20 protein-coding genes and 2 pseudogenes are annotated in these 26,216 nt (G+C 43.8%); 4 read left to right on the top strand and 18 right to left on the bottom strand.

Going from position 1 to position 26,216, the window contains the following annotated elements; all coding sequences use genetic code 11:
* Nucleotides 1-150 precede the first annotated feature (150 nt).
* From FQV28_RS07235 to FQV28_RS07300, 14 genes and pseudogenes are all read right to left on the bottom strand, one after another.
* A pseudogene (locus FQV28_RS07235) lies at nt 151-704 on the bottom strand (3D domain-containing protein).
* Between the two features lie 266 nt (nt 705-970).
* Entirely contained in the window at nt 971-2,416 is a 1,446-nt protein-coding gene (locus tag FQV28_RS07240) for a DEAD/DEAH box helicase (protein ID WP_146495084.1), read from the bottom strand.
* Nucleotides 2,417-2,557: 141 nt separating this feature from the next.
* Nucleotides 2,558-4,447, bottom strand: a complete 1,890-nt coding sequence (locus FQV28_RS07245; RefSeq protein WP_146495086.1) for an alpha-E domain-containing protein — start codon at nt 4,445-4,447, stop codon at nt 2,558-2,560.
* Nucleotides 4,447-5,898 (bottom strand): circularly permuted type 2 ATP-grasp protein, encoded by a 1,452-nt coding sequence (locus FQV28_RS07250; protein ID WP_146495088.1) that lies wholly within the window; start codon nt 5,896-5,898, stop codon nt 4,447-4,449. The genes FQV28_RS07245 and FQV28_RS07250 overlap by 1 nt, the downstream gene beginning before the upstream one ends.
* Nucleotides 5,899-6,013: 115 nt before the next feature.
* On the bottom strand, nt 6,014-6,544 hold the full coding sequence (locus FQV28_RS07255; RefSeq protein WP_186763810.1) for a hypothetical protein: 531 nt from the start codon (nt 6,542-6,544) through the stop codon (nt 6,014-6,016).
* Nucleotides 6,545-6,670: 126 nt separating this feature from the next.
* Entirely contained in the window at nt 6,671-7,582 is a 912-nt protein-coding gene (locus tag FQV28_RS07260; RefSeq protein ID WP_146495090.1) for an HD-GYP domain-containing protein, read from the bottom strand.
* Between the two features lie 90 nt (nt 7,583-7,672).
* On the bottom strand, nt 7,673-8,101 hold the full coding sequence (locus FQV28_RS07265; RefSeq protein ID WP_146495092.1) for a hypothetical protein: 429 nt from the start codon (nt 8,099-8,101) through the stop codon (nt 7,673-7,675).
* A gap of 235 nt (nt 8,102-8,336) precedes the next feature.
* Nucleotides 8,337-9,824 carry a glutamate synthase subunit beta gene (locus FQV28_RS07270; protein WP_146495094.1) on the bottom strand — a complete coding sequence of 496 codons (1,488 nt, stop codon included), beginning with the start codon at nt 9,822-9,824 and terminating at the stop codon, nt 8,337-8,339.
* Between the two features lie 63 nt (nt 9,825-9,887).
* Nucleotides 9,888-14,474: a glutamate synthase large subunit gene (gene gltB / locus FQV28_RS07275; protein WP_146495096.1), complete on the bottom strand. Its 4,587-nt coding sequence runs from the start codon at nt 14,472-14,474 to the stop codon at nt 9,888-9,890.
* 213 nt (nt 14,475-14,687) lie between these two features.
* On the bottom strand, nt 14,688-16,460 hold the full coding sequence (recQ, locus tag FQV28_RS07280) for a DNA helicase RecQ (RefSeq protein ID WP_146495097.1): 1,773 nt from the start codon (nt 16,458-16,460) through the stop codon (nt 14,688-14,690).
* A gap of 159 nt (nt 16,461-16,619) precedes the next feature.
* On the bottom strand, nt 16,620-17,102 hold the full coding sequence (locus FQV28_RS07285) for a DUF4334 domain-containing protein (protein WP_146495099.1): 483 nt from the start codon (nt 17,100-17,102) through the stop codon (nt 16,620-16,622).
* A gap of 13 nt (nt 17,103-17,115) precedes the next feature.
* Nucleotides 17,116-17,901, bottom strand: a complete 786-nt coding sequence (locus tag FQV28_RS07290) for an SDR family oxidoreductase (protein WP_146495101.1) — start codon at nt 17,899-17,901, stop codon at nt 17,116-17,118.
* Between the two features lie 75 nt (nt 17,902-17,976).
* Complete coding sequence (locus tag FQV28_RS07295) at nt 17,977-18,492, bottom strand: hypothetical protein (RefSeq protein ID WP_146495103.1); 516 nt, start codon at nt 18,490-18,492, stop codon at nt 17,977-17,979.
* 282 nt (nt 18,493-18,774) lie between these two features.
* The gene (locus FQV28_RS07300) at nt 18,775-19,131 is read right to left on the bottom strand and encodes a helix-turn-helix domain-containing protein (RefSeq protein WP_146495105.1); all 357 of its coding nucleotides are present in this window, start codon (nt 19,129-19,131) and stop codon (nt 18,775-18,777) included.
* A 403-nt stretch (nt 19,132-19,534) separates the two neighbouring features.
* Between FQV28_RS07300 and FQV28_RS07305 the strand changes: the two genes are divergently transcribed.
* Nucleotides 19,535-21,031, top strand: coding sequence for a peptide MFS transporter (locus FQV28_RS07305; protein ID WP_146495106.1), 1,497 nt, complete (start codon nt 19,535-19,537; stop codon nt 21,029-21,031).
* 52 nt (nt 21,032-21,083) lie between these two features.
* Here the strand turns inward: FQV28_RS07305 and FQV28_RS07310 are convergent, their stop codons facing one another.
* Nucleotides 21,084-21,722, bottom strand: a complete 639-nt coding sequence (locus FQV28_RS07310) for a pentapeptide repeat-containing protein (RefSeq protein WP_146495108.1) — start codon at nt 21,720-21,722, stop codon at nt 21,084-21,086.
* A 367-nt stretch (nt 21,723-22,089) separates the two neighbouring features.
* On the opposite strand from FQV28_RS07310, the gene FQV28_RS07315 reads away from it, so the two are divergent.
* From FQV28_RS07315 to FQV28_RS07325, 3 genes are read left to right on the top strand one after another with little or no spacing between them, the layout of a single operon-like run.
* Nucleotides 22,090-22,785 carry a DUF1538 domain-containing protein gene (locus FQV28_RS07315; protein WP_146495110.1) on the top strand — a complete coding sequence of 232 codons (696 nt, stop codon included), beginning with the start codon at nt 22,090-22,092 and terminating at the stop codon, nt 22,783-22,785.
* Nucleotides 22,782-23,525 carry a DUF1538 domain-containing protein gene (locus tag FQV28_RS07320; protein WP_146495112.1) on the top strand — a complete coding sequence of 248 codons (744 nt, stop codon included), beginning with the start codon at nt 22,782-22,784 and terminating at the stop codon, nt 23,523-23,525. The genes FQV28_RS07315 and FQV28_RS07320 overlap by 4 nt, the downstream gene beginning before the upstream one ends.
* Complete coding sequence (locus FQV28_RS07325; RefSeq protein ID WP_146495114.1) at nt 23,509-24,210, top strand: P-II family nitrogen regulator; 702 nt, start codon at nt 23,509-23,511, stop codon at nt 24,208-24,210. The genes FQV28_RS07320 and FQV28_RS07325 overlap by 17 nt, the downstream gene beginning before the upstream one ends.
* 35 nt (nt 24,211-24,245) lie before the next feature.
* Here the strand turns inward: FQV28_RS07325 and FQV28_RS19160 are convergent, their stop codons facing one another.
* The 3 genes and pseudogenes from FQV28_RS19160 to FQV28_RS07335 all read right to left on the bottom strand — a co-directional run.
* Nucleotides 24,246-24,410, bottom strand: coding sequence for a hypothetical protein (locus FQV28_RS19160; protein WP_186763811.1), 165 nt, complete (start codon nt 24,408-24,410; stop codon nt 24,246-24,248).
* Between the two features lie 16 nt (nt 24,411-24,426).
* On the bottom strand, nt 24,427-25,638 hold the full coding sequence (locus FQV28_RS07330) for a hypothetical protein (RefSeq protein WP_146495116.1): 1,212 nt from the start codon (nt 25,636-25,638) through the stop codon (nt 24,427-24,429).
* A pseudogene (locus tag FQV28_RS07335) lies at nt 25,635-26,105 on the bottom strand (RNA polymerase sigma factor); the annotation flags it as partial. The gene FQV28_RS07330 and the pseudogene FQV28_RS07335, both read right to left, overlap by 4 nt.
* Nucleotides 26,106-26,216: the final 111 nt, after the last annotated feature.

The following is a 26,216-nucleotide window of genomic DNA, read 5'->3' on the forward strand; positions in this document are numbered from 1 at the left end:
TGTTTTTTCGACTCGTGGCCAGCTAAATAATCGCGAACAGCCCGTACCTTCTTTTCAATCGTAAATTTCGTCATAGAAAAACTGCACCTCCATTGTTAGTTGTGTCTAACAATTTCGGTGCAGTTCAATTCAAGCTGCTTTTTTTATTTGTCACTTCAGGATTTTTATTTTAACGTTTTTGCGGCCCCATTTAAGCGCTCCGCTTTGTGTAGGAATAAATACATCGATTTTCTTCCCTTTGATCGCTCCTCCGATATCACCGGCCACTGCATATCCGTATCCTTCAACGTGGACTTTTGTTCCCAATTTGATGACTTTTGGATCAACGGCAATAACTTTTAAACCAGGATTTTTCTTTAAGTTCAAGCCCGTTCTGGTAATGCCTGAGCAGCCTCGGCATGAGGCTGTATAAGCAGTAGCTGAAACCGTGAATTCTTTAACGACGGAGCTTGAAGAAGAACGCGACGGTGTTTTTGCTTTTGAAGCGGGTTTGGTCAATTTCAACTTTTGTTTTGGCTTGATTGTATTCGACTTTAAACCGTTCCATGATTTAAGGTTAGCAACGCTTACTTTTTTGTTTTAGAAATTTTATATAATGTGTCTCCACTTTTAACTGTATAGGTACTTGCTGCTGCGGAACTTTCAAGTGATGTGCCAAGGAATAAAATCAGTGCAAAACTCAAGACAACTAGTAGTTTTTTCAATCTGTTCTCTCCTTTGTTTGTGTTTATTAAGTACAAACAAAATAACACGCAAACATTACAGTTCTGTAACAAATACCCTCCAATCCCATTACAGTTGTGTTCTTTTTTGTGACATAGTAACTATCCAAGCCTTTATAAAAGTAATATATTTACTTTTATATAAGCACTTTATAATAACCATTTAATCCTACGCGTAGTATTATTCCCCGGGAAATGTTATTTTTCAACAAGAAAAGCCGCTGCATCCGCAGCGGCTTGTATTTTTATTACTTATTTGCTTTATGGACTTTTAAAGATTTCCCTTTAACTGTTTTGTCCTTCATCGCCTTTAATACCATAGGTCCTTTACCGTTTAAGATATCAATATAGGTGACCGTGTCTTGTATTTTGATAATGCCAATATCTTCTGCAGTTACTCCTGGAATGCTGGTCAAAGTACCGACAAAATCAAATGCCCGCAATTTCTTTTTCTTCCCGCCATTGAAATACAGTTTCATAATATCTTTGTTCAATTGTTCATTTTTGTTTTTCTTCAACTTCGGGCGGCTCTCTAGCTTTTCAATGAATGCATCTCTTGCTTCGTTCACTTCTTCTGCAGCCGGTGCATCTCGTTGAGGGATTTCAAATCCGATATAAGATTGAATCTCCGATAAAAACTTATCTTCATTTGGCGTAACAAATGTAATTGCTTTTCCGGTTTTGCCGGCGCGCCCTGTTCTCCCTGCCCGGTGGACATAGCTTTCTTTCTCCAACGGAATGTCATAGTTAATGACGTGTGTAATATTGTCGATATCGATGCCCCGCGCTGCTACATCTGTAGCGACCAAATAGCGGAACTCGCCTCTTTTAAATTCATTCATGACCGCAAAGCGGTCTTCCTGCACCATGCCGCCGTGCAGTTTGTCTACCGTGTAGTAATGTTTCTCAAGTTCATCCACTACATAATCGACGTTGTCTTTCGTGCGGCAAAAGATAATGCAGCTGTCAGGATTTTCGACGACTGTCACATCCCGAAGCAACGAAAATTTCCCCTGCTCTTTCACGACATATAACGAATGGTCGATCTGATCTGTCAATGTTTCTGTAGATTCGATCTCGATATGCTGTGGATTTTTCATGTATTTATGCTGCAAATTTGCAACATTTTCCGGCAGCGTCGCAGAAAACAACATCGTCGTGAGCTGCTTTGGCAATTTTTCAATGATCGCTTCAACTTGTTCAATGAATCCCATGTTGAGCATTTCGTCCGCTTCATCCAAAACAAGATATTCAATACGGTCGACATTCAGCGTTCCCCGCTCTAAGTGGTCTAAGACACGCCCCGGCGTTCCAACAACAACATGGCATTTCTGTCTTAGTTCAGCTTGCTGGTAGGCGAATGGCTGTTTGCCATAAACGGCCGCTGCCTTGACTCTCTTGAAGCGGCCAATGTTCGTGATATCTTCCTTCACTTGGTCCGCCAATTCCCGTGTAGGAGTCAACACAAGGGCTTGCGGCTTGTTTTCTTCCCATTCAACCAATTCACAAAGCGGAATGCCGAAAGCGGCGGTTTTTCCGCTCCCAGTCTGGGACTTTACCGTTACGTCACTCTTGGCAAGCGCCAAGGGGATCACTCTCTCCTGTACTTCTGTCGGTTCTGCATATCCTAATCCCTCGAGCGTCCGTAAAATAGGTTCACTTATATTAAATTCGATAAATTGCTTCTTGTTCATCTTTTTGCTCCTTTTCATTACGCAAGTATTTCAGTATTTCTATTATGGCATGGTTTAGAGCATTCCGGTCATTAAACGATTATTAAGTTTTATATGGCATAAAAAAGCGGCAAGGACCACTCTCCTTGCCGCTTAGGCCTTTTATTGGTCCAACAGGCTTACTGAAACTTTGACGTCCAGCGACTGGCTTCCGCCTCTATAGACGCCTTGGACCGGGCTGACATCGTTATAGTCCCGGCCGACGCCGACCCGGATATGGTGTTCCAGCGCTTCTACATTATTTGTCGGGTCAAGCCCAACCCAACCGATCCCGGGAACCATCACTTCCACCCAGGCGTGGCTTGCAGCATCCCCTACCAAAGCCGAGTTTTCGCCAACGTATAAATAGCCGCTGACGTAACGGGCTGGTATATTTTTATTGCGCAAAATCCCAAGCATGACATGCGTTATGTCCTGACAAACGCCTTTCATTAAGCCAAATGATTCTTCAGCCAGCGTAGAAACGTTCGTTGATTCGCCATCATACGTAAAGTGCTTATTCAAAAACTCCGTAACGTCAATGGCATATTGCACCGGATTCTTCATTTCGCCGAGCTGGTCATCCACTTGTTTCATCTGCTCCGGCGTGATATACGTATAGGCCGTGTTGCTCAAAAAAGCCAAGTAATGTTCACTGAATAATTGCGAATGGAAGATGGCATTCATTTCAGGCGAATAATCGATGCGGTGGACAAATGGGCTTTTTTGAATGCTGACCACCGAGCTGGTTTTAACTTCTAAATGCTGGTGGTGTTCGGCAATAAAAAAGGTTTCGACATGATTGCCCCAAATATCAACATGTTCTTTTGTCAGCGAAGCCGGTGTAATTTCCGCCCGGTAAGAAAGCAAGCGCTGGCATTCATCCGTTCTCGGCTTTAATCGGATGGAATTCATGCTTTGGTCGACAATTGTCTCGTATTCAAAAATATTGGTATGCTCGATTTTATATTTCATAGAAGTAATTCCCTTCGGACTTAACGTCTGAGTTTGCCTTTGAGTTTGGGTTTGTTTCATTTCTTGTTTTTGTAAGGAAGGATCGATTAAATAATACGTTTTCGAAAAAATTTCACCGATTTCATTGCAGCCATTTTGAAACTGGTTTAAGAAGTTCATCATTTCGTCGGAATTTAACGCTCTTATATCAGTTTTCTCAAAATCGGTCCGCAGCTGATCCAACTTTGCGTAAAGCTCCCATGAATAATGGGAGACTTTTCCTCCTTCAAGATCATCGACCGCTTCCCGTACATGATTCAGACAGTAAATGATCGACCGCGGAAAAGCTTCATTGGACGTCAGAAAACACAGCACTTCTTTTGCGTCCATAAGCGGTGGATTGGCTTTCAAATAAGCTTCGTAACCATTCGTCATGCGGAGAGCCGCCAGCCAGTAATAATAATCTTCTGTCTGCTCCTCCATTTCCCGTTCACGGGTCCGTTCACACACTACATTTAAAATTCGTGCAGTTTTTTCTGCACGTTCCAGCCATTTGCCGATTTTAATCATTTGATAGGCAACTCCGCGGGACATAGAAGATTCAATAATGCCTTGGGAAGTCAATGAAGTCATTTTGACTTGTTCTAGGAATTTGCGGACATTGTGCATGCTAGTTTGCTGCCCATCCATTTTTTGAAGCGTCCAAAAACTGTCATTCCAAGCTTCCCAATAGTCATCCGGGATATGGTCACGGCTCACTCTGGCATTTTCCCTCACAAAGCGCACACAATTTGCTGCAGAATTCAAGTTTTCTTCCGACAATGCCAAATAATGCACAAGATTTTCTTCATCGTAATAGGGCATGGATTTGATTTGCTCCATCAATTCCGTAGAAGCACAAATTTCAAAAATCAGCTTCCAATCCCGATCCCGTACCAATTCTTCATCCGAAGCTTCGATCATTTGCAGCAGCTGTACATCTAAAATGCGAGCATTGTTTTCGGCTCTTTCGGCATTACGCGACATCCAATATAACGAATTTGCTACACGGCTCAACATCACAATAGCCCCCCCTCATCTTTGCAAACCCACGTATCTTTGCCTCCGCCGCCTTGAGAAGAATTGACAACAAGTGATCCTTCTTTCAATGCGACACGAGACAATCCGCCAGGCAGCACACGGGATTCCTTGCCCCTCATGACAAAAACACGCAAATCTACATGGCAGGGATAAAATTTTTCTCCTTGATAAGCTGGCGCACGGGATAGCTTGATTGTCGGCTGGGCAATGTATTGATGGGGCGTTTCGATAATTTTCGCACGGAACTCTTCTATTTCTTCTTTAGAAGCATGCGGACCGATAAGCATATCGTAGCCGCCTGATGCTCCAACATTTTTGACCACCAGTTCTTCGAGATGTTCAAGGACCCACTCCCGTTCTTCCTCTTTACTAAGGAGATATGTTTTCACATTGTCGATAATCGGTTCTTCACCTAAGTAATAACGGATCATTTCCGGAACATAAGCATAAATGGCTTTATCATCAGCAACCCCGTTGCCGATACCATTTAAAATAGCTACATTGCCGTGCCGATAAGCTTCCACTAATCCCGCTACCCCTAAGGCAGAATCTTCACGGAAGGCTTTGGGATCCAGAAAATCATCGTCTATTCTCCGGTAAATGATATCGACACGCTTTAAACCGCGAATTGATTTCATGTATACGATATTGTCTCTGACAAGCAAATCGCGGCCTTCAACCAAGTCAATCCCCATTTGCTGGGCTAAAAAGACATGGTCATAATAAGCAGAGTTATACATGCCTGGCGTTAAAAGTACCGCAAATGGTTTATCACTTTTCGCTTCCGGTGCATGGTCAAGCATCGCTTCGTATAAATAGGATAATTGATGCTCCAAGGTCTCCACCGCGTGTTTAGCAAAAAACTCAGGATATACTTGCCGCATCACATAGCGATTTTGATAAACATAAGACATTCCTGAAGGATTCCGCAGGTTGTCTTCAAGGACATGGTATTTGCCAGACTCGTCCCGGATCAAATCAATACCAGCCAGGAAAATATGGTTTTTTATCGGCACTTTGATGCCTTGGACTTGCTTTGAATAATAATAGGGATTCTCTTCGACCAGGCTTCTTGGAATGATGCCTTCTTCGAGGATGTTCTGTTCGTGGTAAACGTCTTCCAAAAATCGGTTGAGGGCTTCCGTCCGTTGAATCATTCCTTTTTCAATCGTCTTCCATTCTTCCGGAGAAATGATAATCGGCACAAAATCGAATGGCATGGTCCGTTCAGTTCCCACATTGTTGTTGTAAACCGTAAATGTGATGCCTTGCCTCAGAAAGGAAAGTTGTGCTGTTTCATGTTTTTCTTTTAATTCATCTTGTTTGAATTGGGAGAGAATTTCGTGAAACTTTTGATAATGCGGTTTTGGCGTTCCTTCCGACGTAAACATTTCATCAAAAAAAGGACTTGTCTTGTACGATTTAAACATGCGGTTCCCCCTCTCGAAAATTTATGTAATTTTCAAACAAATTAAGATAGAGAAAAAAGCTATAGCTCTGTAAGACTAGAGCATAGCTTTATCTTAATATTCAGTATATCTTATTTTATTTGTCAAATGTAGATTTATTCGACGAAGAATCGCTGCCAGTTGAAGAATCATCGTCTGAAAGATCTTTTTTCAATGATTCTGTATAAGCTGTGCTGCCGCCGTAGATACCGCCGCTTGGCGTTGTCGTATCTGTTTTAGATGTTGAAGAAGTTCCCGTTGAAGTGCTGCCGCTTGTCGAGCTGCCAGCATCTTCACCTGATGAACCGCCGACATCATCCTGAAGCGTTTGGTTCGCTTTATCCAGCATGTCTTTTTCTTTATCCATCATTTTTTGCTGGCTGTCGATTGCGCCTTTTACTGCTTCAACCGCTTTTGTTACGCCCGGCTTCACTTTATCAACCATGCCACCTGATTGTTCGTTAAATCGATCCAAACCTTTTTTAACGTTTTCTTTCAAGTTGCTTGCTTGTGAAGTTGTCGTTCCGTCAGTATTCGTCTTTTTCTGTGTCATAGCTGCTCCAATTGCCGCACCTAATCCCAATAATACGAGTTTGCTGAATACACCACCGCCGCTATTTCTAGCCATAACAATCTCCTCCTCTAATTTGTTTACACTATGTCTTTAGTATTGACTAAATTTGATGTTTTTAAACATTTGTATGGATAAATAAAAGACACCTCATATATAAATTAAAAGGTGTCTGAGATGTCATTATTCTTTGGTGAGTTTTCCTTCTTGGTATAATACTTTTTCAAAAGCGGCTACAACTTCGGGGTCATACTGAATCCCCGAAAGCCGCTTCAGCTCTTCCATCGCATACTCTGGCGAAAATGCTTTACGGTAAGCACGATCTTCTGTCATAGCATCGAATGTATCGGCTACTCCAATAATTTTAGCTTCCAGCAAAATTTCTTCGCCTTTTAATCCAAATGGATAGCCACTGCCATTTATCCGTTCATGGTGCTGCTCCACAATATCCGCTAAATCGGCGTAAGCCGTTTCCCGTATCATGGCTGCACCATCGCCAGGATGTTTTTTTACTAAGTCAAATTCTTCTTTAGTTAACTTAGTCGGTTTATTAAGCACACTTTCCGGAATATTTATTTTTCCAATATCATGAAGAATAGACGCTAAAAGCAGGTTTTCCATTTCATCTTTTCTCAACTTCAATTTTGAAGCAATCTTTACCGCATAATTTGCTACTCTAGAACTATGATTAAAAGTATATTGATCTTTTTTTTCTACAGCTTCTCCAATTTTACGTAATTCACTTAACATATTGCTAAGATAATGAAAGACTGGAACTGTAGAGGCTGACAAAAATGTAACATTAGTTAAAGTTTTAAAATGGATTGCTCTCTCTAAACTATGAGAAGAAAAGAAATCATTTGATTTTAACTTTAATGTAGCACCATCGATTTCAGCTTCAATTTCCCCGTCTATTATATAGAAGAATTCTTGAGCATCTGGGTCTTCACTTGGAAAAAGTATGAAAAGATTGTCTTTTAAGACCGTTTGTTTTATTACCTCAATACCGTTTCCACGTCCAAGAAGGCTTAATGTTGTCTCTCCATTTTTCACTTTTTCTAGATGTCCATTTCTTAATATGTCAAATCCTTTCACCAATACACTTCCTTTATTGAAAAAGTATGAGAGCTAAATAAAAACTTTATTCTCATATTACTCTATTTAAGCTTTTTTTAACAACTGAATCTACCAAGCAACTACTACTATAGGATCAATCAAAGCAACACGGTCAGCAAATTGGTATTCAACCCAGATCACTTCCACAGTGACTCCGGCTTCCGTTGCTTTTTCGACACCTTTGCTTGTCATTTTTTGAGTTTTTTCATCTAGTTTGGCGATTAGTCCATCAAGATCTTCGTTGTATTCAGCAGTAAGTTGCGCCTTCTTTGCAACATCCTGTTCGCTGTTGAATTTTACAAGGTACTTTTCGTACAAGGCTTGCGCTTTCACTTGAGTTTTTTCGACTTCATCGGAAATTTTATCGTTTGTTTGGTAAATTTTCACTAATGCTTTCTCAACTTCCGGGCTGGCTGGTTCTGCTGCAAATGCCGAAGTGCTGGCCATCACAGCGAAAATAATAGAAAATAAAGCGGCTACAAAACTTTTCTTAAACATGTTTTTCCTCCCTGTTTTCCCTGAATGTAGCGAATGCAACGGTTTTTGACTTGAAACATCTGGATTTCTAATCGGCTTCATTTGTAGATCAAAAAAATTGCCCCACCCAATGTTAGTATATAGGAACTAGGTATAAAGGACAACTTATTTCTAAATATTCTCTTAATTCCGGTCAAAATATTGTATTTATCCCAGTTTTATAAAAAAGAACCAGGAATTTATCCTGGTTCCTTTTTTACGGCAATACAGTTGTCCCCATCAGAAAACGGTCGCATTCGCGGGCAGCTTCCCGGCCTTCGTTGATCGCCCAGACAATCAGGCTTTGGCCGCGGCGCATATCTCCTGCCGCAAAGACGCCTTCTACATTGGTTGTGTATTTTCCGTATTCCGCTTTAACAGTTGAGTTTGCTTCTGTTTCTACATTCAACTGCTGGATTAGATGTTGCTGCGGGCCGCTAAATCCGATTGCCAAAAGCACCAGATCCGCCTTCCATACTTTTTCCGTCCCCGGAATTTCTTCTCGGATGCGGTTGCCTTGTTCGTCGATTTTCAGTTTCACATTGACCGTATGGACTTCTTTGACGTTGCCATTTTCATCGCCGACAAACTTCTTCGTCATAACGGCATATGCTCTCGGGTCATCACCAAAAACAGCCGCCGCTTCCTTTTGGCCATACTCAATTCGGTGGATTTGCGGATATTGTGGCCATGGGTTGCCCACTTCGTCGCGGATCGCCCCTTTTTTGTCATAAACATCAAATTGCACAAGGCTTCTGCAGTTTTGGCGAACTGCTGTTGCAAGGCAGTCTGTTCCTGTATCGCCTCCACCAATTACGATGACGTCTTTTCCTTCTGCTGAAATAAAGGCGCCATCTTCCAAATTCGAATCCAGCAAACTTTTCGTACTGGAATGAAGAAAATCCATTGCGTATTCGACGCCTTTCAATTCACGGCCTTCCACTTTAATATCCCGATGGACCGTAGCGCCTGTGCACATAATGACAGCATCAAAATCTGAACGAAGTGCAGAGGCCGGATAATTTTTTCCTACTTCCGTATTGGTCTGGAAAATGATGCCTTCCTGCTCAAGAATATCGACTCGGCGTTTAACGACATCATATGAAAGTTTCATCTCTGGAATGCCGTAAGTCAACAATCCGCCTACACGGTCGCTTCTTTCAAAAACCGTAACCAAATGGCCTGCTTTATTTAATTGGGCGGCGGCTGCAAGACCTGCAGGGCCGGAACCAATGACAGCCACTTTTTTGCCTGTCCGGGTTTTCGGCGGTTCCGGAACAACCCATCCTTCTGCAAACCCTCTTTCAATAATTGAGCGTTCAATCGTCCTGATCGCGACTGGCGGCTCGTTAATGCCTAAAATGCATGCACTTTCGCAAGGAGCGGGGCAGGCAAGCCCCGTAAATTCCGGGAAATTGTTCATGACATGTTCACGGCGCAGCGCTTCTTTCCATTGTCCACGGTACACAAGGTCATTCCATTCCGGTATAAGGTGATAAACCGGACAGCCCGTAGTGGTTCTATCTATTTCCATGCCGGATTGGCAAGTCGGCACGCCGCAATCCATACAGCGTGCGCCCTGTTCCTTCACTTCTTGCTCTGATAGAGGCGCCGTGTAATCAGCCCAATCCTTAATCCGTTCCGCTGGATTGCGCTCTTTGAATGTCTGTCGATTATATTCCATAAATCCAGTCGCTTTTCCCATTATATCCCCCCCATTTTGGTCTTGTTTTTTTAAAGGGCCAAAATACGATTCAAGCCAGCCCTCTTATTTTCCGGCATTAGCCATTTTACTTTCTTCAAATGCTGCCATTTCAGCATCCATTTTTGTCATGCCGCTGCTTTGTAGTTTGTTGATGCGGTCATTGATTTTCAAGTACGCTTTTGGAATGACCCGGACAAACTTAGCGGAAAAGATTTCCCAGTGCGCCAAAATTCGTTTAGCGTTTGAGCTGTTTGTATACTGGGCGTATTTCTCTATCATATTGCGCAAGTCTTCAATTTCCGCCGGTTCTGCAAGGGGCTGCAGATGCACCATTTCCGGATTGCAGCGCACTGCAAATGTTCCATCTTCATCAAGCACGTAAGCGATGCCGCCGGACATGCCTGCTGCAAAGTTTTTCCCGGTTTTTCCTAGAATCACAACTCGGCCGCCTGTCATGTATTCGCAGCCATGATCACCGACTCCTTCAACAACAACGTTCGCTCCGCTGTTGCGGACGGCAAAACGTTCCCCGGCCACTCCGTAGATATAAGCTTCGCCGGCAGACGCGCCGTAGAAGGCGACGTTTCCAATAATGGTGTTCTTTTCTGGTATGAACGTCGAATCGCTTGCCGGATAAACAATGATTTTCCCGCCAGACAATCCTTTGCCGACAAAGTCATTGGCATCGCCAACCAGCTTCAGCGTCATCCCTTTTGGAATGAAGGCCCCGAATGCTTGTCCTGCTGAACCTTGGAAATTGAAGTTGATGGTATCTTCAGGCAATCCTTCTGCACCGTAGCGCTTGGAGACGGCGCTGCCGATAATGGTTCCGGTCGCACGGTGGATATTGCGGATGGCAGTTGTCACTTCCACCCGTTCTCCCCTTTCGATCGCGTTTTTGCTGCGCGGCAGCAATTCCTGATAATCGAGCGTCTGCTTTAAACCATGGTCTTGCTTGATGGTCGCATAGCGCCCAACTTTTTCTGGAAGATCCGGCTGATAAAGAAGCGCCGATAGATCAAGGCCGCCAGCTTTCCAGTGGTCTACAGCATGATTCGCTTCAAGGACGTCTGTTCTTCCGATCATCTCGTTGATAGTTCGGAATCCGAGTTCCGCCATCAGTTCACGCGTTTGTCTTGCGATAAAGCGCATAAAATTGGCGACATGTTCGGGATTCCCCATATATTTTTTGCGCAATTCCGGATTTTGCGTAGCAATGCCGACCGGGCATGTATCCAAATGGCAAACACGCATCATGACACATCCGAGCACTACAAGAGGCGCAGTAGAAAAACCAAATTCCTCTGCCCCAAGAAGCGCAGCCGTTACAACATCGCGCCCCGTCATCATCTTGCCATCCGTTTCTACAACAATCCGGTCACGCAATCCATTTAACATCAAGGTTTGATGCGTTTCGGCAAGCCCGATTTCCCAAGGCAATCCCGTATGCTTCAAACTGGTTTTAGGAGCAGCACCAGTTCCCCCGTCATAACCGCTGATTAATACGACATCAGCGCGTCCTTTCGCTACACCTGCAGCAATCGTACCTACACCGACAGCCGACACAAGTTTAACGCTGATGCGTGCAGAAGGGTTGGCATTCTTCAAGTTGAAAATCAGTTCTGCTAAATCCTCAATTGAATATATATCATGGTGAGGAGGCGGTGAAATCAGCTCTACGCCTGGCGTCGAACCGCGCACTTCCGCAATCCATGGGTACACTTTCTTGCCCGGCAAATGACCGCCTTCTCCTGGTTTTGCACCTTGGGCCACTTTAATCTGGATTTCATCCGCATTTACGAGATAATGGCTGGTCACTCCAAATCGGCCGGATGCTACTTGTTTGATAGCGCTTCGGCGATTATCGCCATTCTCATCCAAAGTAAAACGGGATGGCTGTTCGCCGCCTTCGCCCGAGTTGCTTCTTCCGCCAATGCTATTCATAGCAATGGCCAGCGCTTCATGAGCTTCAGCACTGATCGAACCGTATGACATGGCTCCCGTTTTAAAGCGGGCGCAAATTTCTTCAATCGATTCCACTTCTTCGATCGGCACAGGCGTCCGTTTCTTAAAGGACAGCAAACCGCGGATCGATTGCAGATTAGCTTTTTCATCCGTCAGCAATTTTGTGTATTTTTGGAACGCTTCGTAATTGTTTGTGCGGCAAGCTTGTTGAAGTGTATGAATTGTGACCGGATTGTATTGATGGTCCTCACCTTTTTCGCGGTACTGGAATTCATCTCCCGCATAAAGTGCACGGTTTCCTCCATCGCGTTCTGGATAAGCTTGTGCATGGCGCATCAACACTTCCTTAGCGATGATATCAAGACCAATGCCGCCGAGGCGCGAAGACGTTCGGGTAAAGTATTTGTCGATAACATCCATGTGGATGCCGACTGCTTCAAAAATCTGAGCGCCGCGGTAACTTTGAATCGTAGAAATCCCCATTTTCGACAATACTTTTATAATGCCGTCTGTTACCCCTTTGACATACGTCTTTTCCGCTTCTTCATAAGTCATACCGACAATATCTTCAATCGCAACAAGTTCCTTGATAGAGCGGAAAGCAAGATAAGGATTGATCCCTTCAGCCCCATAACTGAGAAGCGCCGCAAAATGATGCACTTCCCGCGGCTCCGCCGATTCAAGAAGCAGGCTGACTTTTGTCCGCACTCCCTGGCGTATCAAATGATGATGCAGACCGGATACGGCAAGCAGCGCTGGAATAGCCGCAAATTCACGGTTCACTCCGCGGTCCGACAAAATGATCAATGTGGCCCCATCCGAATGCGCGGCGTCCGCTTTCGCAAACAACGCTTCCAACTCCGCTTCCATGGCTTCATGTCCGCCATCAGCTTGGAATAAAATCGGCAAAGTCACTGCCTGGAATTCTTTAAGCTTTTGTTGGCGTAATGCCTCTAATTCGTAATTCGTTAAAATCGGCGTTTCCAACCGGATATGGCAGCTGCTTTCCGGTCCCGGCTCAACAAGATTGCCTTCAGCTCCGATGGTGGTGCGGGCAGCGGTAATAATATGCTCGCGAATGGCATCAAGCGGCGGGTTCGTCACTTGGGCAAATAGCTGCTTGAAATAATTATAGAGAAGCTGCGGCTTTTTCGATAACACTGCCAGCGGCGAGTCGTATCCCATCGACCCCACTGGGTCTTTGCCGTCTGTAGCCAAAGGTTTAATGATTTTCTGCAATTCTTCTACCGTATAACCGAAAGCATGCTGCTGTTCAAGCAACCCTTCCGTTACGTCATAATTAGGATTTGTTGCTGGTTCCGGAAGGTCTTCCAAGTTGACCATATGGTTTTCAACCCAGTCTTTATAAGGATACTCCGCAGCGATTTGCAGCTTGATCTCCTCATCCGGAATAATTTTCCCTTCTTCCAAATCGACAACCAGCATTTTTCCTGGCTGAAGGCGATCTTTATAAACGATATCATCTGCAAAAATATCCAATGCCCCAACTTCTGAGCCAAGCACTATCATGCCGGTTTTCGTCACGTAGTAGCGGGCAGGCCGCAAACCATTGCGGTCAAGGCAGGCGGCAATTTGTTTGCCATCTGTGAAGACGAGGGCTGCTGGACCATCCCATGGTTCCATCAACGTGCTGTGGTATTCATAAAAATCTTTTTTCTCCTGCTTGATCGTCGGGTCATTCACCCAAGGTTCAGGCACCATCATCATAGCGGTGTGCGCAAGCGAACGGCCAGACAAATGAAGAAACTCGAAACAATTATCGAACATCGATGAATCACTGCCAGTTTCATCGATGACCGGCAGAACTTTTTGCAGTTCCTCTTCATTGAAATACGGTGAACTGCATAACGCCTGGCGCGCCCGCATCCAATTGACATTGCCGCGCAGCGTATTGAATTCGCCATTATGAATGGAGTAGCGATTTGGATGGGAACGTTGCCAGCTCGGGAATGTATTCGTACTAAAACGGGAATGCACGAGCGCCAAAGCCGATTTGAATTCTGGGTGGTTCAAGTCGATATAAAATGAATCCAGTTGTTCCGGAATCAACATCCCTTTATAAACAATTGTTCCAGCAGAAAGGCTGCTGAAATACACATCTTTGAATTCTTCTTTTTCCACCAATTCCTGTTCAATCCGCTTACGGATGATGTATAGTTTTCGTTCAAAATCTTTTCTGTTGGAAAGCGCTTCGGCTGCGCCTATAAATACTTGGCGTATTACCGGCTTTGTCTTTTGTGCCACTTTGCCAACGAACGCATCATTTACCGGAACCGCACGCCAGCCTAAACAATCCTGGCCTTCTTCGACAACAATTTGTTCAATGATTTCTTTTGCCTGCATTCTCAAATCATAATCTTGCGGCATGAAAACCATACCAACTCCGTACTTTCCTTCTTCCGGAAGTTTAATGCCTTCTTTTTCACATTGCTTCAAGAAAAAGCGATGAGGGATTTGCGTAAGGATACCCGCTCCATCACCTGTGCTTGTATCGGAAGATTGGCCGCCCCGATGTTCCAAATTACAAAGTATATTAATCGCGTTTTGAACAATCGAATGCGATTTTTCACCATTTATATTAGCAATCATTCCTATGCCACACGCTTCATGCTCTTGATCCGGATGGTAAAGCCCCTGACGAACGGGATACTCTTTCTTCTTCATCAAATCGCCTCCTTTAGTTCAGTAAAGTATTTTGATTTTGAATAGTATATCATAAATTTTGAATAAATATAAAATTGAATCAATTAAAACGATAAAAATTTTATTGCAAGCGCTTTCAATTAAACCTGATCTAACAAGGTTCCTGATGCATCCTTCATTGTATTCTGCAGCAAAAAACCCCTATTAAGAAATAGGGGTTTTTATGCATAAATATTAAGTTTCTACCTTCTCATAAGAACGGATCGCCTCTAAGAAAGCAGCTCCGTATTTCTCCAGTTTGTTGGCGCCTACACCATTCACTTCCAAAAAGCTGTCTGGTGTTTTTGGTCTGCGGGAACACATGTCCTGTAGAGCTTTATCCGAGAAAATAACAAATGGCGGCACACCCGCTTCGTCTGCCAACTCTTTCCGTACTTTACGCAGTTCTTCAAACAGCGGATCATTTTCTGAGAGCTGTTTGGTGACAACCGCACCTTTTCGCAGAACCTTCCGCTTGCCGAGCAGCACGTCCCGTCCGCCGTCTGGGACATAAATCGTCGGATACGTCCCTTGCTCAACCGCCAGCAAATCTTGTGAGATCATAAATTCTATTAGATTCGAAACTTCTTTCGCGCTTTGGTGCTTCAAAATTCCGTATGTTGACAATTTATCAAAACCGAAATCCATCACTTTTTTATTGCGCGAACCAGTCAATACTTGGGCAGTCAGCATCTTGCCGAATTTCTGCCCCATCCGGACCACACATGACAGCACCATTTGGACGTCTTTAGTCACGTCCAGGCTTTCGCGCTCATCCAGACAGCTTCCGCACTGTCCGCACGGTTCAGCATTAGAATCGCCAAAATAATGAATGATGAATTGTTGCAGGCAGTTTTCCGTATGGCAATAATCGACCATTCCTTGAAGTTTCACCAGCTCTCCTGGAATTCGGCTTGGGTCTTGCGCTTGGTCAATTAAAAACCGCTGGGTCTGGACATCCTGTGAAGCATAAAGCACTATGCATTCACTCGGCAACCCGTCGCGCCCCGCACGCCCAGCTTCCTGATAATAGCTTTCCATATTTTTGGGCAGCTGGTAATGGATAACGTAGCGAATGTTTGATTTGTCGATTCCCATGCCAAAAGCATTGGTTGCGACCATGACGTTCACTTCATCGTTCAAAAACCGCTCTTGGCCTTTCTTTCGTTCTTCATCAGGCACCCCCGCATGATACCTGGCAGCTTTGATGCCTTTTTTCAGAAGCATCTCGTACACAGAATCAACGGTTTTCCGTGTCGCTGCATAAATTATGCCCGCTTCTTTTTTATTTTTTTCTACATATTCTTTTACAAAACGTTCCCGGTCTTGTCCACGTATAACCGAGAACGTAAGATTTGCCCTTTCAAATCCAGTCATGACTGTATGCTCTTCATCAATATTGAGGATGCGGCAAATGTCTTCCCGAACTTGCGGCGTAGCAGTCGCGGTCAGCGCCAATACCGTCGGATTGTTTGGGAAGATTTCCATCATTCGGCTGATCAACCGGTAACTCGGCCGGAAATCATGGCCCCATTGCGAAATACAATGCGCTTCGTCCACTGCAATCAAAGGCACATGCACCCCTTGCAATTCATCCAGGAAAATTTGGGAATCAAGCCGTTCCGGTGCAATATAAAGCAACTTAACTGCGCCTTGCTGAACATTGTGCAAGGTTTCCCGGACTTCTTCAAAATCGAGCGAACTATTAATGTAGGCGGCTGGGATGCCAGCTGCTGTAAGTGCATCCACCTGGTCTTTCATCAACGAAATCAAAGGGGAAATTACAATGGTCGTTCCATCCATCACAAGGGCAGGGATTTGGTAGCACATCGACTTTCCGCCGCCAGTCGGCATGACGCAAATTGAATTATGACCTTCAAAAACTTGTGAAATCGCTTGTTCTTGGCCAGTCCGGAAGGCTTCATAACCAAAATATGATTGCAATAATCTTTTTGCTTCTTCCAACAAAATTAAACACTCCCAAAACTTCTATCGTACTAATAAGCTTACCATATTTCTGGCCCCTTTTACTTTCAATAGAACCAGCTTAAACAAATTCAGGACTTTCGGACTTTCTTCAGCATTTATCAACGCACAAAAAAACTGCCCATGTTTATTGGGCAGTTTTTATTCCATTTTTTCTAACAGAAAAAAATAAGGCTGTTTGTCTGCCTTCCAATCCATCATGCAAAAAAGCAAACCGTCGTGCACTTTTCGGAAATGATCATGAATAGGAAGGTTGTCATAAATCATTGTCGCCGTCGTTTCACCCCGGAACTTCACCATACGCATACGGGCTTTTCCGCCAACTGCCTTTACGAGTTTTCGTTTGTCCATGAATGGAACCGGATCCACTGCAAACACAACTCCTTTTTTCCCTTCAAACAATAAGGGATCGACGTTTTCAGCATCATGAAAAGCTTTGCCATACCAATTCAATTTCTTTAGAATTCCGTCCATCGGGTGGCCCGTATGGAACTCCCGCCCTTTCCAAGTGCCGATCATCATTTCCAGGTCGGCTGTTTCACATGAATCAAAAAGTTGACAGGCTGTATGCAAGTCCGCTTTTCCCTGCTCAAGTATCTGCTGAATTTCTGTGTCGCGGTACATTTAAACCACTCCTTCAAATTTCCATATCCCATCGCTTTGCTTCTTCTTCTTTCATTTGCTGTTCAGTATCCGGCGGAAAAGCTGTCCGGAACTTATGGGAATCCAGCGGGATTACTTCCACCATTTTTGCAATCATATCCGCAGCATCATATTGGTTTTCCAATGCCTTATCCGCTTCCGCCATGTCTTCTTTTTTCGTGAAATGGAATTTTTCGTCATACCATTTCCACTTTGCTTCTGCGCTTCGGTCATTGAAGCCAGTGGCAAAAGCGCCAGGATTGATTGTGGCTACTTGAACCCCGAATTCGGCCAATTCTTTTTGCATTGTTGTCGCAATCGCTTCAATGGCATGTTTTGTGGCTGTATAGGGACCGACATAAGGTGTTGCCATAATGCCTGCCATCGAAGACATGAAAACAATTTTCCCTTTTCCTTTTTCCACGAATTTCCGCGCGGCTATTTGAGCAGTTTCTAGTGTTGCAAAAACATTCACTTCAAACAGTCTGCGAAAATTGGTCATCGGCACTTCCCCGAGCGGGCCGCCTTCGTTGATCGCCGCATTGGCGACAAAAATATCGAAATCGTATTCCATCATCTGCAAAAGATCCTGCGGATTTGTAATATCCATTTTAAACACTTCAAGTTCCACGCCTTCCGCTTTTGCCGCTTCTCTTAAAGAAGTGACTTGCGGTGCAATTTCCACCGGCGCAATCACGCGGTGGCCTTGTTTAGCTAAGCCGATTGCCGCACCTTTTCCAAGGCCGCTTCCGGCTCCGGTAATGAAAATCGTTTTGCTCATCTGTTCTGCCTCCTGTAAAGTTGATGTCTTCTATCCCTTCACTTCCCTTTGACAGATGAGGTAAACAAATCCACTTCAACTACGCCACCAATTTTCCGCTTCAAACTCTTCTATATACTTCGCATATTTTTTTAAGCTGTCTTTTATGGATTTCTCATTTTTCGCAAGCATCCGCTCTCTAGCCTTTTTGCGTTTGAACCTTAAACCATACGCTTTTTGGGCAGCGTCGTACGCTGCCTTCAACTCTGTAAATTCCAGCGCTACGTCTCCATCTTGATCTGAAAGCAAAGATGCCAATAATCCGATTTTCCAGTAAAGTTCATCAACTGTATAGCGGTTCTGATCACGATGCAAAAGCCCTGCGACAATGCTGCTCGGCAATTCTTGGTCAACCCCTTTTGCCAAATCTGTAAGGAGTTCAATCATCACTCGTCGATTGCTGGCTAGTGATAGCACATAGAAAACATGCGGAATTTCTTCAATTGGCGATGCGCCAATAAATCTATCAATCTCTCTTATTAGTTCAGCAGGTTCGATATGTCCGATTAACATGCCTAGCCGATAAGTTTCATACATTACATATCTATCCATAATATCACCCGCTTTTAATGAAGAGATACAAAAGAAAGTTCGAATGCCTGCCTTGGATTTTCAGCCTTATCCGATTGCAAAATTCGAGGCGATTACCCGCCTTATCGCTAGAAACATTCTTCTTACGCCATCGCTATAAACTTTTAGCTATAATCGTTCTACATTTCTTCTTGGTCTGTCACTTAATATCCTGCCTAAAACCGGAAAGCTAAAAAATACAATAAAAAATACCCGACTCTACAAACAGAGCCGGGCGTTATTTCCTATAAATGACGGCATCAATTATACAGAAGCCGATCCATAGCTTCCCATGCGCCGTTTTACTTGAATATAAGAAGCAGCTTCCGCAATTTCCGCTTGATCGAGCGGTTTATCATCCAGTAAGAAAGTATATTCATTTAATATAGAAGAGCTTTGTATATTAACATTGAAAGTTCGTTCAATACGCCCTAGCAACCCATCGACAGAGACGTTGAAATAATCAGCTAAAATAGCAAGGTGGCTAACAGATACTTGTTTTTTGCCACTCTCATAAGCCCAGACCGTACTTTTTGCAAACCCTAATTCTTCTGCTAAAGCCTCAACTGACATCCCCTGTTGTTCTCTAAGTTCTTTGATCTTAACAGCTAATAATTCCATTTCGCTTCCCGCTTTCTCTATGTAAAATTCTAACTATTTAAAATATACTGCATGCAAATTGAAAATACAATATATTTATATAGCGCTTTTTAAAAAATGTGAATATTTGGTGAAGATGAACTAGTAAATGTAAAATTTTGTATTACTATTGCATTAAAAATAAACCTTTGCGCTCTTCTATGGTTTATTTCGTTCTAAATCCTTGTTCGTTAGTTTTTTAGTCCTAAAAAATCACACTCAATCTTTCACTATTATTTTATTAAAAAAATTTCTGAATATTGATTTTTTGTACAAAGTGAAAACTACTTCGATATTGGCGTCTATTTTCCTAATTTTTATTTTTATTTTGATTTTTACTATCAAAAAAAGTATTATAGTAACATATCTAAAAGGAGGTCGTACGATGTCTGACCATTATACGAAACAAGATATCGTAAATAGCGTGCCGCAAAAAGGCTTTTTCGGGCACCCTAAAGGGCTATTTACTTTATTCTTCACAGAATTTTGGGAGCGCTTTTCATACTATGGCATGAGAGCGATTCTTGTATATTACATGTACTACGAATTATCACAAGGCGGACTTGGCCTAGACCAAACGCTTGCTTTATCAATCATGTCGATTTACGGTTCTTTGGTCTATATGTCGGGAATCATCGGAGGCTGGTTGGCAGATAGAGTACTCGGTACTTCGAAAGCTGTTTTCTATGGCGGGATTTTGATCATGCTTGGTCATATCGCATTGGCAATTCCAGGCAGCCTGCCTATGTTCTTCATCTCAATGGTACTGATCGTTCTCGGTACAGGCTTATTGAAACCGAACGTTTCGAGTATCGTTGGAGAAATTTACGCAGAGAAAGATGATCGCCGCGATGCCGGTTTCAGCATCTTTTACATGGGAATCAACCTCGGCGCATTTTTATCTCCTCTAATTGTCGGTAAAGTCGGAATGGACATCGATTTCCATCTCGGTTTTGCAATTGCCGCGGTCGGAATGTTCTTTGGTCTAGTGTTGTTTGCTGTTACGAAAAAGAAAAACCTTGGATTGGCCGGCACCACAATTGCCAGCCCGCTGTCTGCCACTGAAAAGAAAAACTTCATCAAAATTTTTGTCGGCAGCGTCGTTGTGCTCGCAGCTATTGTTTACTTTGGTTTAGAATTTGGCTTCTTGACGTTTGAAAGCTTTATCGCTACGGTCGGGATTCTCGGAATTTTGATCCCGACGATGTATTTCATCGTCATGTATCGAAGCAAGAAAACAACTGAAGTCGAACGCTCCCGTATTTTGGCTTATATCCCGCTGTTCATCGCATCTGTCATGTTCTGGGCAATCCAGGAGCAAGGTTCGACGATTCTTGCCGCTTATGCGGATACACGGACAGATTTAACTTTCGCTGGCATTGAAATATCACCGGCTTGGTTCCAATCGTTAAATCCTTTGTTCATCATCACATTGGCTCCAGTATTTGCTTGGCTATGGGTAAGACTGGGCAGCCGCCAACCATCCATTCCGCAAAAATTTTCGCTCGGTTTGTTGTTTGCCGGCTTATCGTTCTTGGTCATCTTGCTTCCTGCTTATTTTGGCGGGTCGAACGCATTAGTAAATCCTTTATGGCTTGTGCTTAGTTACTTGATTGTTGTTCTTGGCGAATTATGCTTGTCGCCTGTCGGTTTGTCTGCAACGACAAAATTGGCGCCTGTGGCATTCTCTGCGCAAGCGATGAGTTTATGGTTCTTATCCAATGCAGCTGCTCAAGCTTTAAACGCACAGCTTGTAAAATTCTACACACCTGAAAATGAAATGATGTATTTTGGACTGATCGGTGGAGCTTCCATCGTGCTTAGTATCATTTTGTACTTTGCTTCCCCTGCAATTCAGCGTTTTATGAAGGGTGTACGTTAAAAAATTCAAAAGGCCCGCTAGCGAAGAATCGCTAGCGGGCCTTTTTCTGCTTTTAATCTGCAATAACGAGCCCAAGTTGCCGGGCAAATGCAAGTGCCTGTTCCGAAGACACACGGCAGCCAGCTAATTTTTCTACAGTTACTTGAATATTTTCAAAACGGTTCGTACTCAAGTCGACACCTTTCAAACCTGTTTCAATGAAATTGATATTATTCATGCCACATGAATGAAACTCAGTTTTTTTCAATTCAGCTTCGTAAAAATCCGCAAAGTGCATTTCCGAACTTTCAAAACGCGTAGTATTGCACAGCGAAAAGCCAAAAGTCGCGTAATTGAGCACACAATCTGTAAACAAGGTATGCCGAACCCCCGCTTCCGCAAAATTCGTTCCAAGCAATTTGGAATTACGGAATTCGGTCCTATGAAAAACGCAGCGGCTAAAATCTGCATTAGACAAGTCGCAATTGATGAATACGACATCGACAAATTCGCTGCGCGGCCAGGCCACTTCAAGGAAATTGACGTTCTCGAATATCACTTTATCAAAATGCAATGCCTCGCCTGTCTGATATTCGATTGTTTCTTGAGTGATTTTACAATTGCTTATGTACTGGTCGTCCATCGCTTCTTGAAAAGGCACGATATCCAAATCAGCAGAGACGACCGGTATGGATCGTTTGTTTTTTTTCATTCTCATACACCCTTCTGGTAATGCAAAAATAGCCGCTTCGTTAGCGGAGTCTTTTTTTACTTGTTACCTTTAATTTATCGTAGTCGTACTCATTGGCTTTTCTTGGCCCGTCAATGGAGGAAAACTATATTTACAAAGTCCAATTTATTATTATACATGAATTTTAAAATACCGTATCAATTGTAGATAACCAGGTCTTACAAGAAACGCCTTCAAGCTCTATTCTTCTGATGTGGAAAATTAAACTCTCACTGCCCCTTCTTTTCCAAAACTAAGTGGTTGGAAGCTTTTCCATTTTTCTCCTTGATAAGTTTATGACAAAAATAGCAAGGGAATAAAATAAAAAAAGCGGCAAAGGAGACTTATGATGGAAAACATCAAAGAAACCTTTAAAGAGGTTGCTTCCGCCATTTTGCCCGTAACTATTGTCGTCATTATTTTGCAAGTGACGCTCATCCGCCTGCCGCTGGAAGCTTTGCTGCAATTCCTGGTTGGAGTGGCCTTTGTCAGCATCGGTTTTTTCCTTTTTCTTCTCGGAGTCACCGCTGGTTTGCTCCCAGTCGGTGAATTGATCGGCAAACAATTGCCGAAAACAGGAAAATCATGGCTAATTATTGGAACCGGCTTTCTGCTCGGGTTAACGGTGACAATTGCTGAACCAGACGTCCGGGTGCTGGCCAGGCGAATCGACCAAGTCTCGGAAGGCGAGATTGGTTCAGGAATACTGATTTTATCCGTCGCGCTTGGACTGGCTATCTTTGTTGCTCTGGCCATGGTACGGACAATTTTTAGCATTCCTCTCCATTACATGCTGATAGGCGGGTATGTTCTAGTTTTTGCCCTTTCCATGTATGTGCCGGAAGCGTTTGTCTCGATTTCGTTTGATTCTGGAGGGGTTACGACCGGCCCAATGGCAGTGCCTTTCATCTTAGCTCTTGGAGTTGGCGTCGCTTCAGTGCTTCGTTCAGGTTCTTCCTCTGATAGTGAAGGCTTTGGTTTGATCGGGCTCGCTTCCATTGGACCAATTCTGGCCGTCATGCTTTTGGGGGTGCTGTTCAGGTGACTTTGCATATTTTTGATGGATTTGTTGATGTGCTCATTGAAGTTGGATGGGCGCTTGTTCCTTTAATCTTGTTTTTTGCACTCTTTCAAATTTTCCTGTTGAAGCTCCCTCTGCAGCGCGTTCTCCAAATCGCTTTAGGCTTTATCCTCACTTTTTTGGGTTTGGCATTTTTTCTTCAGGGTGTTCATATCGGTTTTTTTCCGATAGCCGAGATGATGGGCAAAACCTTGGGCAATAAATCGTATGCCTGGGCAGTGGTCCCCATCGGCTTTATTCTTGGCTTTGCCGCAACATTTGCAGAACCAGCTGTCAGCATTATGAACGCTGAAGTCGACCGGGTAACAGAAGGCTATATTTCAGAAAAATTGATGCTGTACACTTTGTCAACCGGCGTCGGCATTTCCATCGCCTTATCAATGGTCCGAATCCTTGCAGGCATCTCACTTTGGTATTTCCTCATTCCCGGCTATTTGCTGGCCTTAATCTTAGTCTTTTTTTCAAAACAAGTCTTCATTGCCATCGCATTCGATTCCGGCGGTGTGGCTACTGGGCCGATGACCGTAACATTTATCTTATCAATGGCCGTTGGAGTGGCTTCTGTCACCGATGGCCGCAATCCGCTCATGGACGGCTTTGGTTTGGTGGCGCTGGTGGCAATGACACCTATATTGGCAGTGCTGGTTCTTGGCTTGATTTTCACGAGAAAAGGTGGGGCTCGAAACGATGAATCTGAACCATAAACTGATGATTGCAATCGTCAAACGAGGCTATTCACGCGACGTGATTGCTGAAGCGAAAAAAGCAGGAGCAGATGGAGCGACCATTCTATACGGCGAAGGAATCGGGCGTAACGAGAAACCAACGTTCTTTGGCTTGCCTGCCACGCATGAAAAAGATGTTCTTTTTCTGGCTATTGACGGAAAGATTGAAGATGCAGTCACAGAAGCTGTCAGCCGTGCCGGAAAACTTGGCATCCCCGGACACGGGCTTGGATTCACTGTGCATTTAAACCAATTGCTGGGCGTTCCGCATTTGTCAAACCGTCTCGGCGAAGCCAAACAACAGAAAGGTGACTTGCTCATGGAAAAAGCAGCCGATCAGTTCCATCTTGTTGTAACGATTGTCAATAGCGGGGACTCGGAAAAAGTGGTGAAAGCAGCGGCGGAAGCAGGCGCAGAAGGAGGAACCATTTTATCGGGCCGCGGCACAGGCGTGAACGAACGGCAAAAATTTCTGAACTTTACCATCGAACCGGAAAAAGACATAGTGCTTACAGTCATTCCCCAAAGTTATACAGAAGCCGTGGTCAAAAGCATTGAAAATGCTATCGACCTAGATGCTCCCGGAAAAGGCATCGCTTTTTTGATTGATGTTGAAAAAGTTTTCGGCGTTAACCATTCTTCACTCCTAAAAAACAATGAATAAAACAGCGTGGAACGGCGGTCGTTCCACGCTGTTTTCTATTTGGCCTTTCGCAAATGCAAAATGGCCATAAGGATGATCCAAAACGAGGGCCGTTGCTGCTTTTTTGCTCTTCGGTTTCGAGTTTTCCACCGCTCCGCTTCTACTTCGGACTGGATGTCTTTCATTTTCTGCTGCACAACCGCTTCATCAATTCTGAACATGCCGGTTCCCTCCTTCTTATAGGGAAAGCTCTCCCACATTTTGCAGGCCCGTGCTTTGAGTGGCTGCAGTTTCCCCTGCAGTTATCATATGTCCTTCGTTGGCTCGAATTTTGCTTTGTACTGCACCTTTCAATTTTTCTTCAGGCACTTGGATTTCTCCAAACAGATCAATCGCCGCCACCTTAGCTTGCAGCGTTTCCGCTGTAACATTCGCTTTTAGCGACAGAATGCCTTCCACTAAGAGATTTACAGGATTTTCAAACGCCTGAAATTGATCCTCCGACCATTCTTGCTCTCCTTCGATCACAACAAAATGGTCGGTATAAGATAATACTTCTGTCTCAAACCGATCCAATCGTTCGTAGACCAGATCTTCCAGCTCTTCATGACAGACAATAAATGATTTCGAATTGATTTTTTCAAATGCCCCTTCAAACGCTTCCCTCGTAATATCTGCCTCCAATAGAATTGGCTTTTTTGTCAGAAGCTTTTTTCCGCGAAAACTTCGAATGGAGCGTGAATTCAACCGGATTTTCTTTTGGATCAATTCATAGCCTGCAGGAATGACATTAATGACGCCGTTTAAAGAAGATTCCATTTTCTTGTACAATGCACTTTCCTGCTCTTCATGCAAGGTGACTACTCCGTTTACCGTGATTTTCTCTATTTTTTCCTGGAACAATTCCATATCCAAGCTCTTTGGCAATTCCAACACTCCGTCTACAACTAGATGCAACGGCGCAACGGCGGCGTTTAAGAAGGAATTGCTTAAAGTAAAGACGCCGTTTTCAAAACGCGGCGGGGCATCAGTATAAAACTCGATTGTATGGCTGCCTTCTGCAAAAAATTGGCTGGCAAACCCGGCAAGGTGGGTTGGAGCGTAGATTTCTCCATTGACAATCAACTTCATGCCGCTGTCCTCCAGTTGTTCCCGCTTCAGTTCTTTTCCAAGAATGACCATGCCGCTTACCACCATTTTTAGCGGTTCATTGAGAGAGTTTACATAGACAGGATCAATGGTCAGCTTGCCATTGTAATAGCGATAGCCGTCAGGAACCTCAACTGTTTTTCCGATATTGCCGATAGTTAATGAAGCAAGCAAGTGCGACTGTCCGCTTTTATACAAGACCATGCCGACGTTGCTGATTTCACCAAAACTTTTTACACTTTCTTCTGTCGCATTCAATAAATTCAAAACACCTACATTGCCGATTCGCTGTTTTATCACCGTTCATCAACCTCCAATTGCTTCCTCAAAATTTTCACAGCATACTGCAATTTATATCGTACAGTAGCAGCTGGCATGCCGAGTTGATGCCCGATTTCTTTGCTCGTCAGCCCCAGCCAATAGCGTTTAAATACCAGGTCACTTAGTTCGGGCGGCAAATGGGACAAGAGATTCGCCATTTCTAAATGTTGGACCGCATATTCTTTTTCCGGGAACTCAGTCTCTTCTTCCCAAACAGTTAAACGGTTTTCTTTCCGGCGGTCATCAATCAGCCGGTTCTTCATGACCCGGAAAAACCAAGCCCGTTGTTTATATACCGGCAAGTCGAGGAGTTCTTGCGCTTTCAGCGATTTTTCCAATGCATCCTGTACTAAGTCGTCTGCTTCCTGCTCGTGCCGGGAAATGGAACGGGCGAAGCGGTTCAAGTCAGCTTTTAAGTTCTCGTACATATTCACCGCTTCCATTCCATCCCCACTTTCTGAAGTTTATCGCCTCTGTCATTAAGATAACGGATGAGAACGGCAAAGTGTTTGAAAAAAATAAAAAAACCGGCAAGCCGAGGCGGCTTGCCGGTTTTC

The organism is Planomicrobium sp. CPCC 101079 (assembly GCF_007859275.1).
Lineage (GTDB): Bacteria > Bacillota > Bacilli > Bacillales_A > Planococcaceae > Planococcus.

What these genes read in the sequence shown, in the direction of transcription:
- FQV28_RS07240 (WP_146495084.1), bottom strand. Translation starts at nt 2,416, where the DNA reads ATGAACAAGAAGCAATTTATCGAATTTAATATAAGTGAACCTATTTTA.
- FQV28_RS07245 (WP_146495086.1), bottom strand. Translation starts at nt 4,447, where the DNA reads ATGTTGAGCCGTGTAGCAAATTCGTTATATTGGATGTCGCGTAATGCC.
- FQV28_RS07250 (WP_146495088.1), bottom strand. Translation starts at nt 5,898, where the DNA reads ATGTTTAAATCGTACAAGACAAGTCCTTTTTTTGATGAAATGTTTACG.
- FQV28_RS07255 (WP_186763810.1), bottom strand. Translation starts at nt 6,544, where the DNA reads ATGGCTAGAAATAGCGGCGGTGGTGTATTCAGCAAACTCGTATTATTG.
- FQV28_RS07265 (WP_146495092.1), bottom strand. Translation starts at nt 8,101, where the DNA reads ATGTTTAAGAAAAGTTTTGTAGCCGCTTTATTTTCTATTATTTTCGCT.
- FQV28_RS07270 (WP_146495094.1), bottom strand. Translation starts at nt 9,824, where the DNA reads ATGGGAAAAGCGACTGGATTTATGGAATATAATCGACAGACATTCAAA.
- gltB (WP_146495096.1), bottom strand. Translation starts at nt 14,474, where the DNA reads ATGAAGAAGAAAGAGTATCCCGTTCGTCAGGGGCTTTACCATCCGGAT.
- FQV28_RS07285 (WP_146495099.1), bottom strand. Translation starts at nt 17,102, where the DNA reads ATGTACCGCGACACAGAAATTCAGCAGATACTTGAGCAGGGAAAAGCG.
- FQV28_RS07290 (WP_146495101.1), bottom strand. Translation starts at nt 17,901, where the DNA reads ATGAGCAAAACGATTTTCATTACCGGAGCCGGAAGCGGCCTTGGAAAA.
- FQV28_RS07295 (WP_146495103.1), bottom strand. Translation starts at nt 18,492, where the DNA reads ATGGATAGATATGTAATGTATGAAACTTATCGGCTAGGCATGTTAATC.
- FQV28_RS07300 (WP_146495105.1), bottom strand. Translation starts at nt 19,131, where the DNA reads ATGGAATTATTAGCTGTTAAGATCAAAGAACTTAGAGAACAACAGGGG.
- FQV28_RS07305 (WP_146495106.1), top strand. Translation starts at nt 19,535, where the DNA reads ATGTCTGACCATTATACGAAACAAGATATCGTAAATAGCGTGCCGCAA.
- FQV28_RS07310 (WP_146495108.1), bottom strand. Translation starts at nt 21,722, where the DNA reads ATGAAAAAAAACAAACGATCCATACCGGTCGTCTCTGCTGATTTGGAT.
- FQV28_RS07315 (WP_146495110.1), top strand. Translation starts at nt 22,090, where the DNA reads ATGGAAAACATCAAAGAAACCTTTAAAGAGGTTGCTTCCGCCATTTTG.
- FQV28_RS07325 (WP_146495114.1), top strand. Translation starts at nt 23,509, where the DNA reads ATGAATCTGAACCATAAACTGATGATTGCAATCGTCAAACGAGGCTAT.
- FQV28_RS19160 (WP_186763811.1), bottom strand. Translation starts at nt 24,410, where the DNA reads ATGTTCAGAATTGATGAAGCGGTTGTGCAGCAGAAAATGAAAGACATC.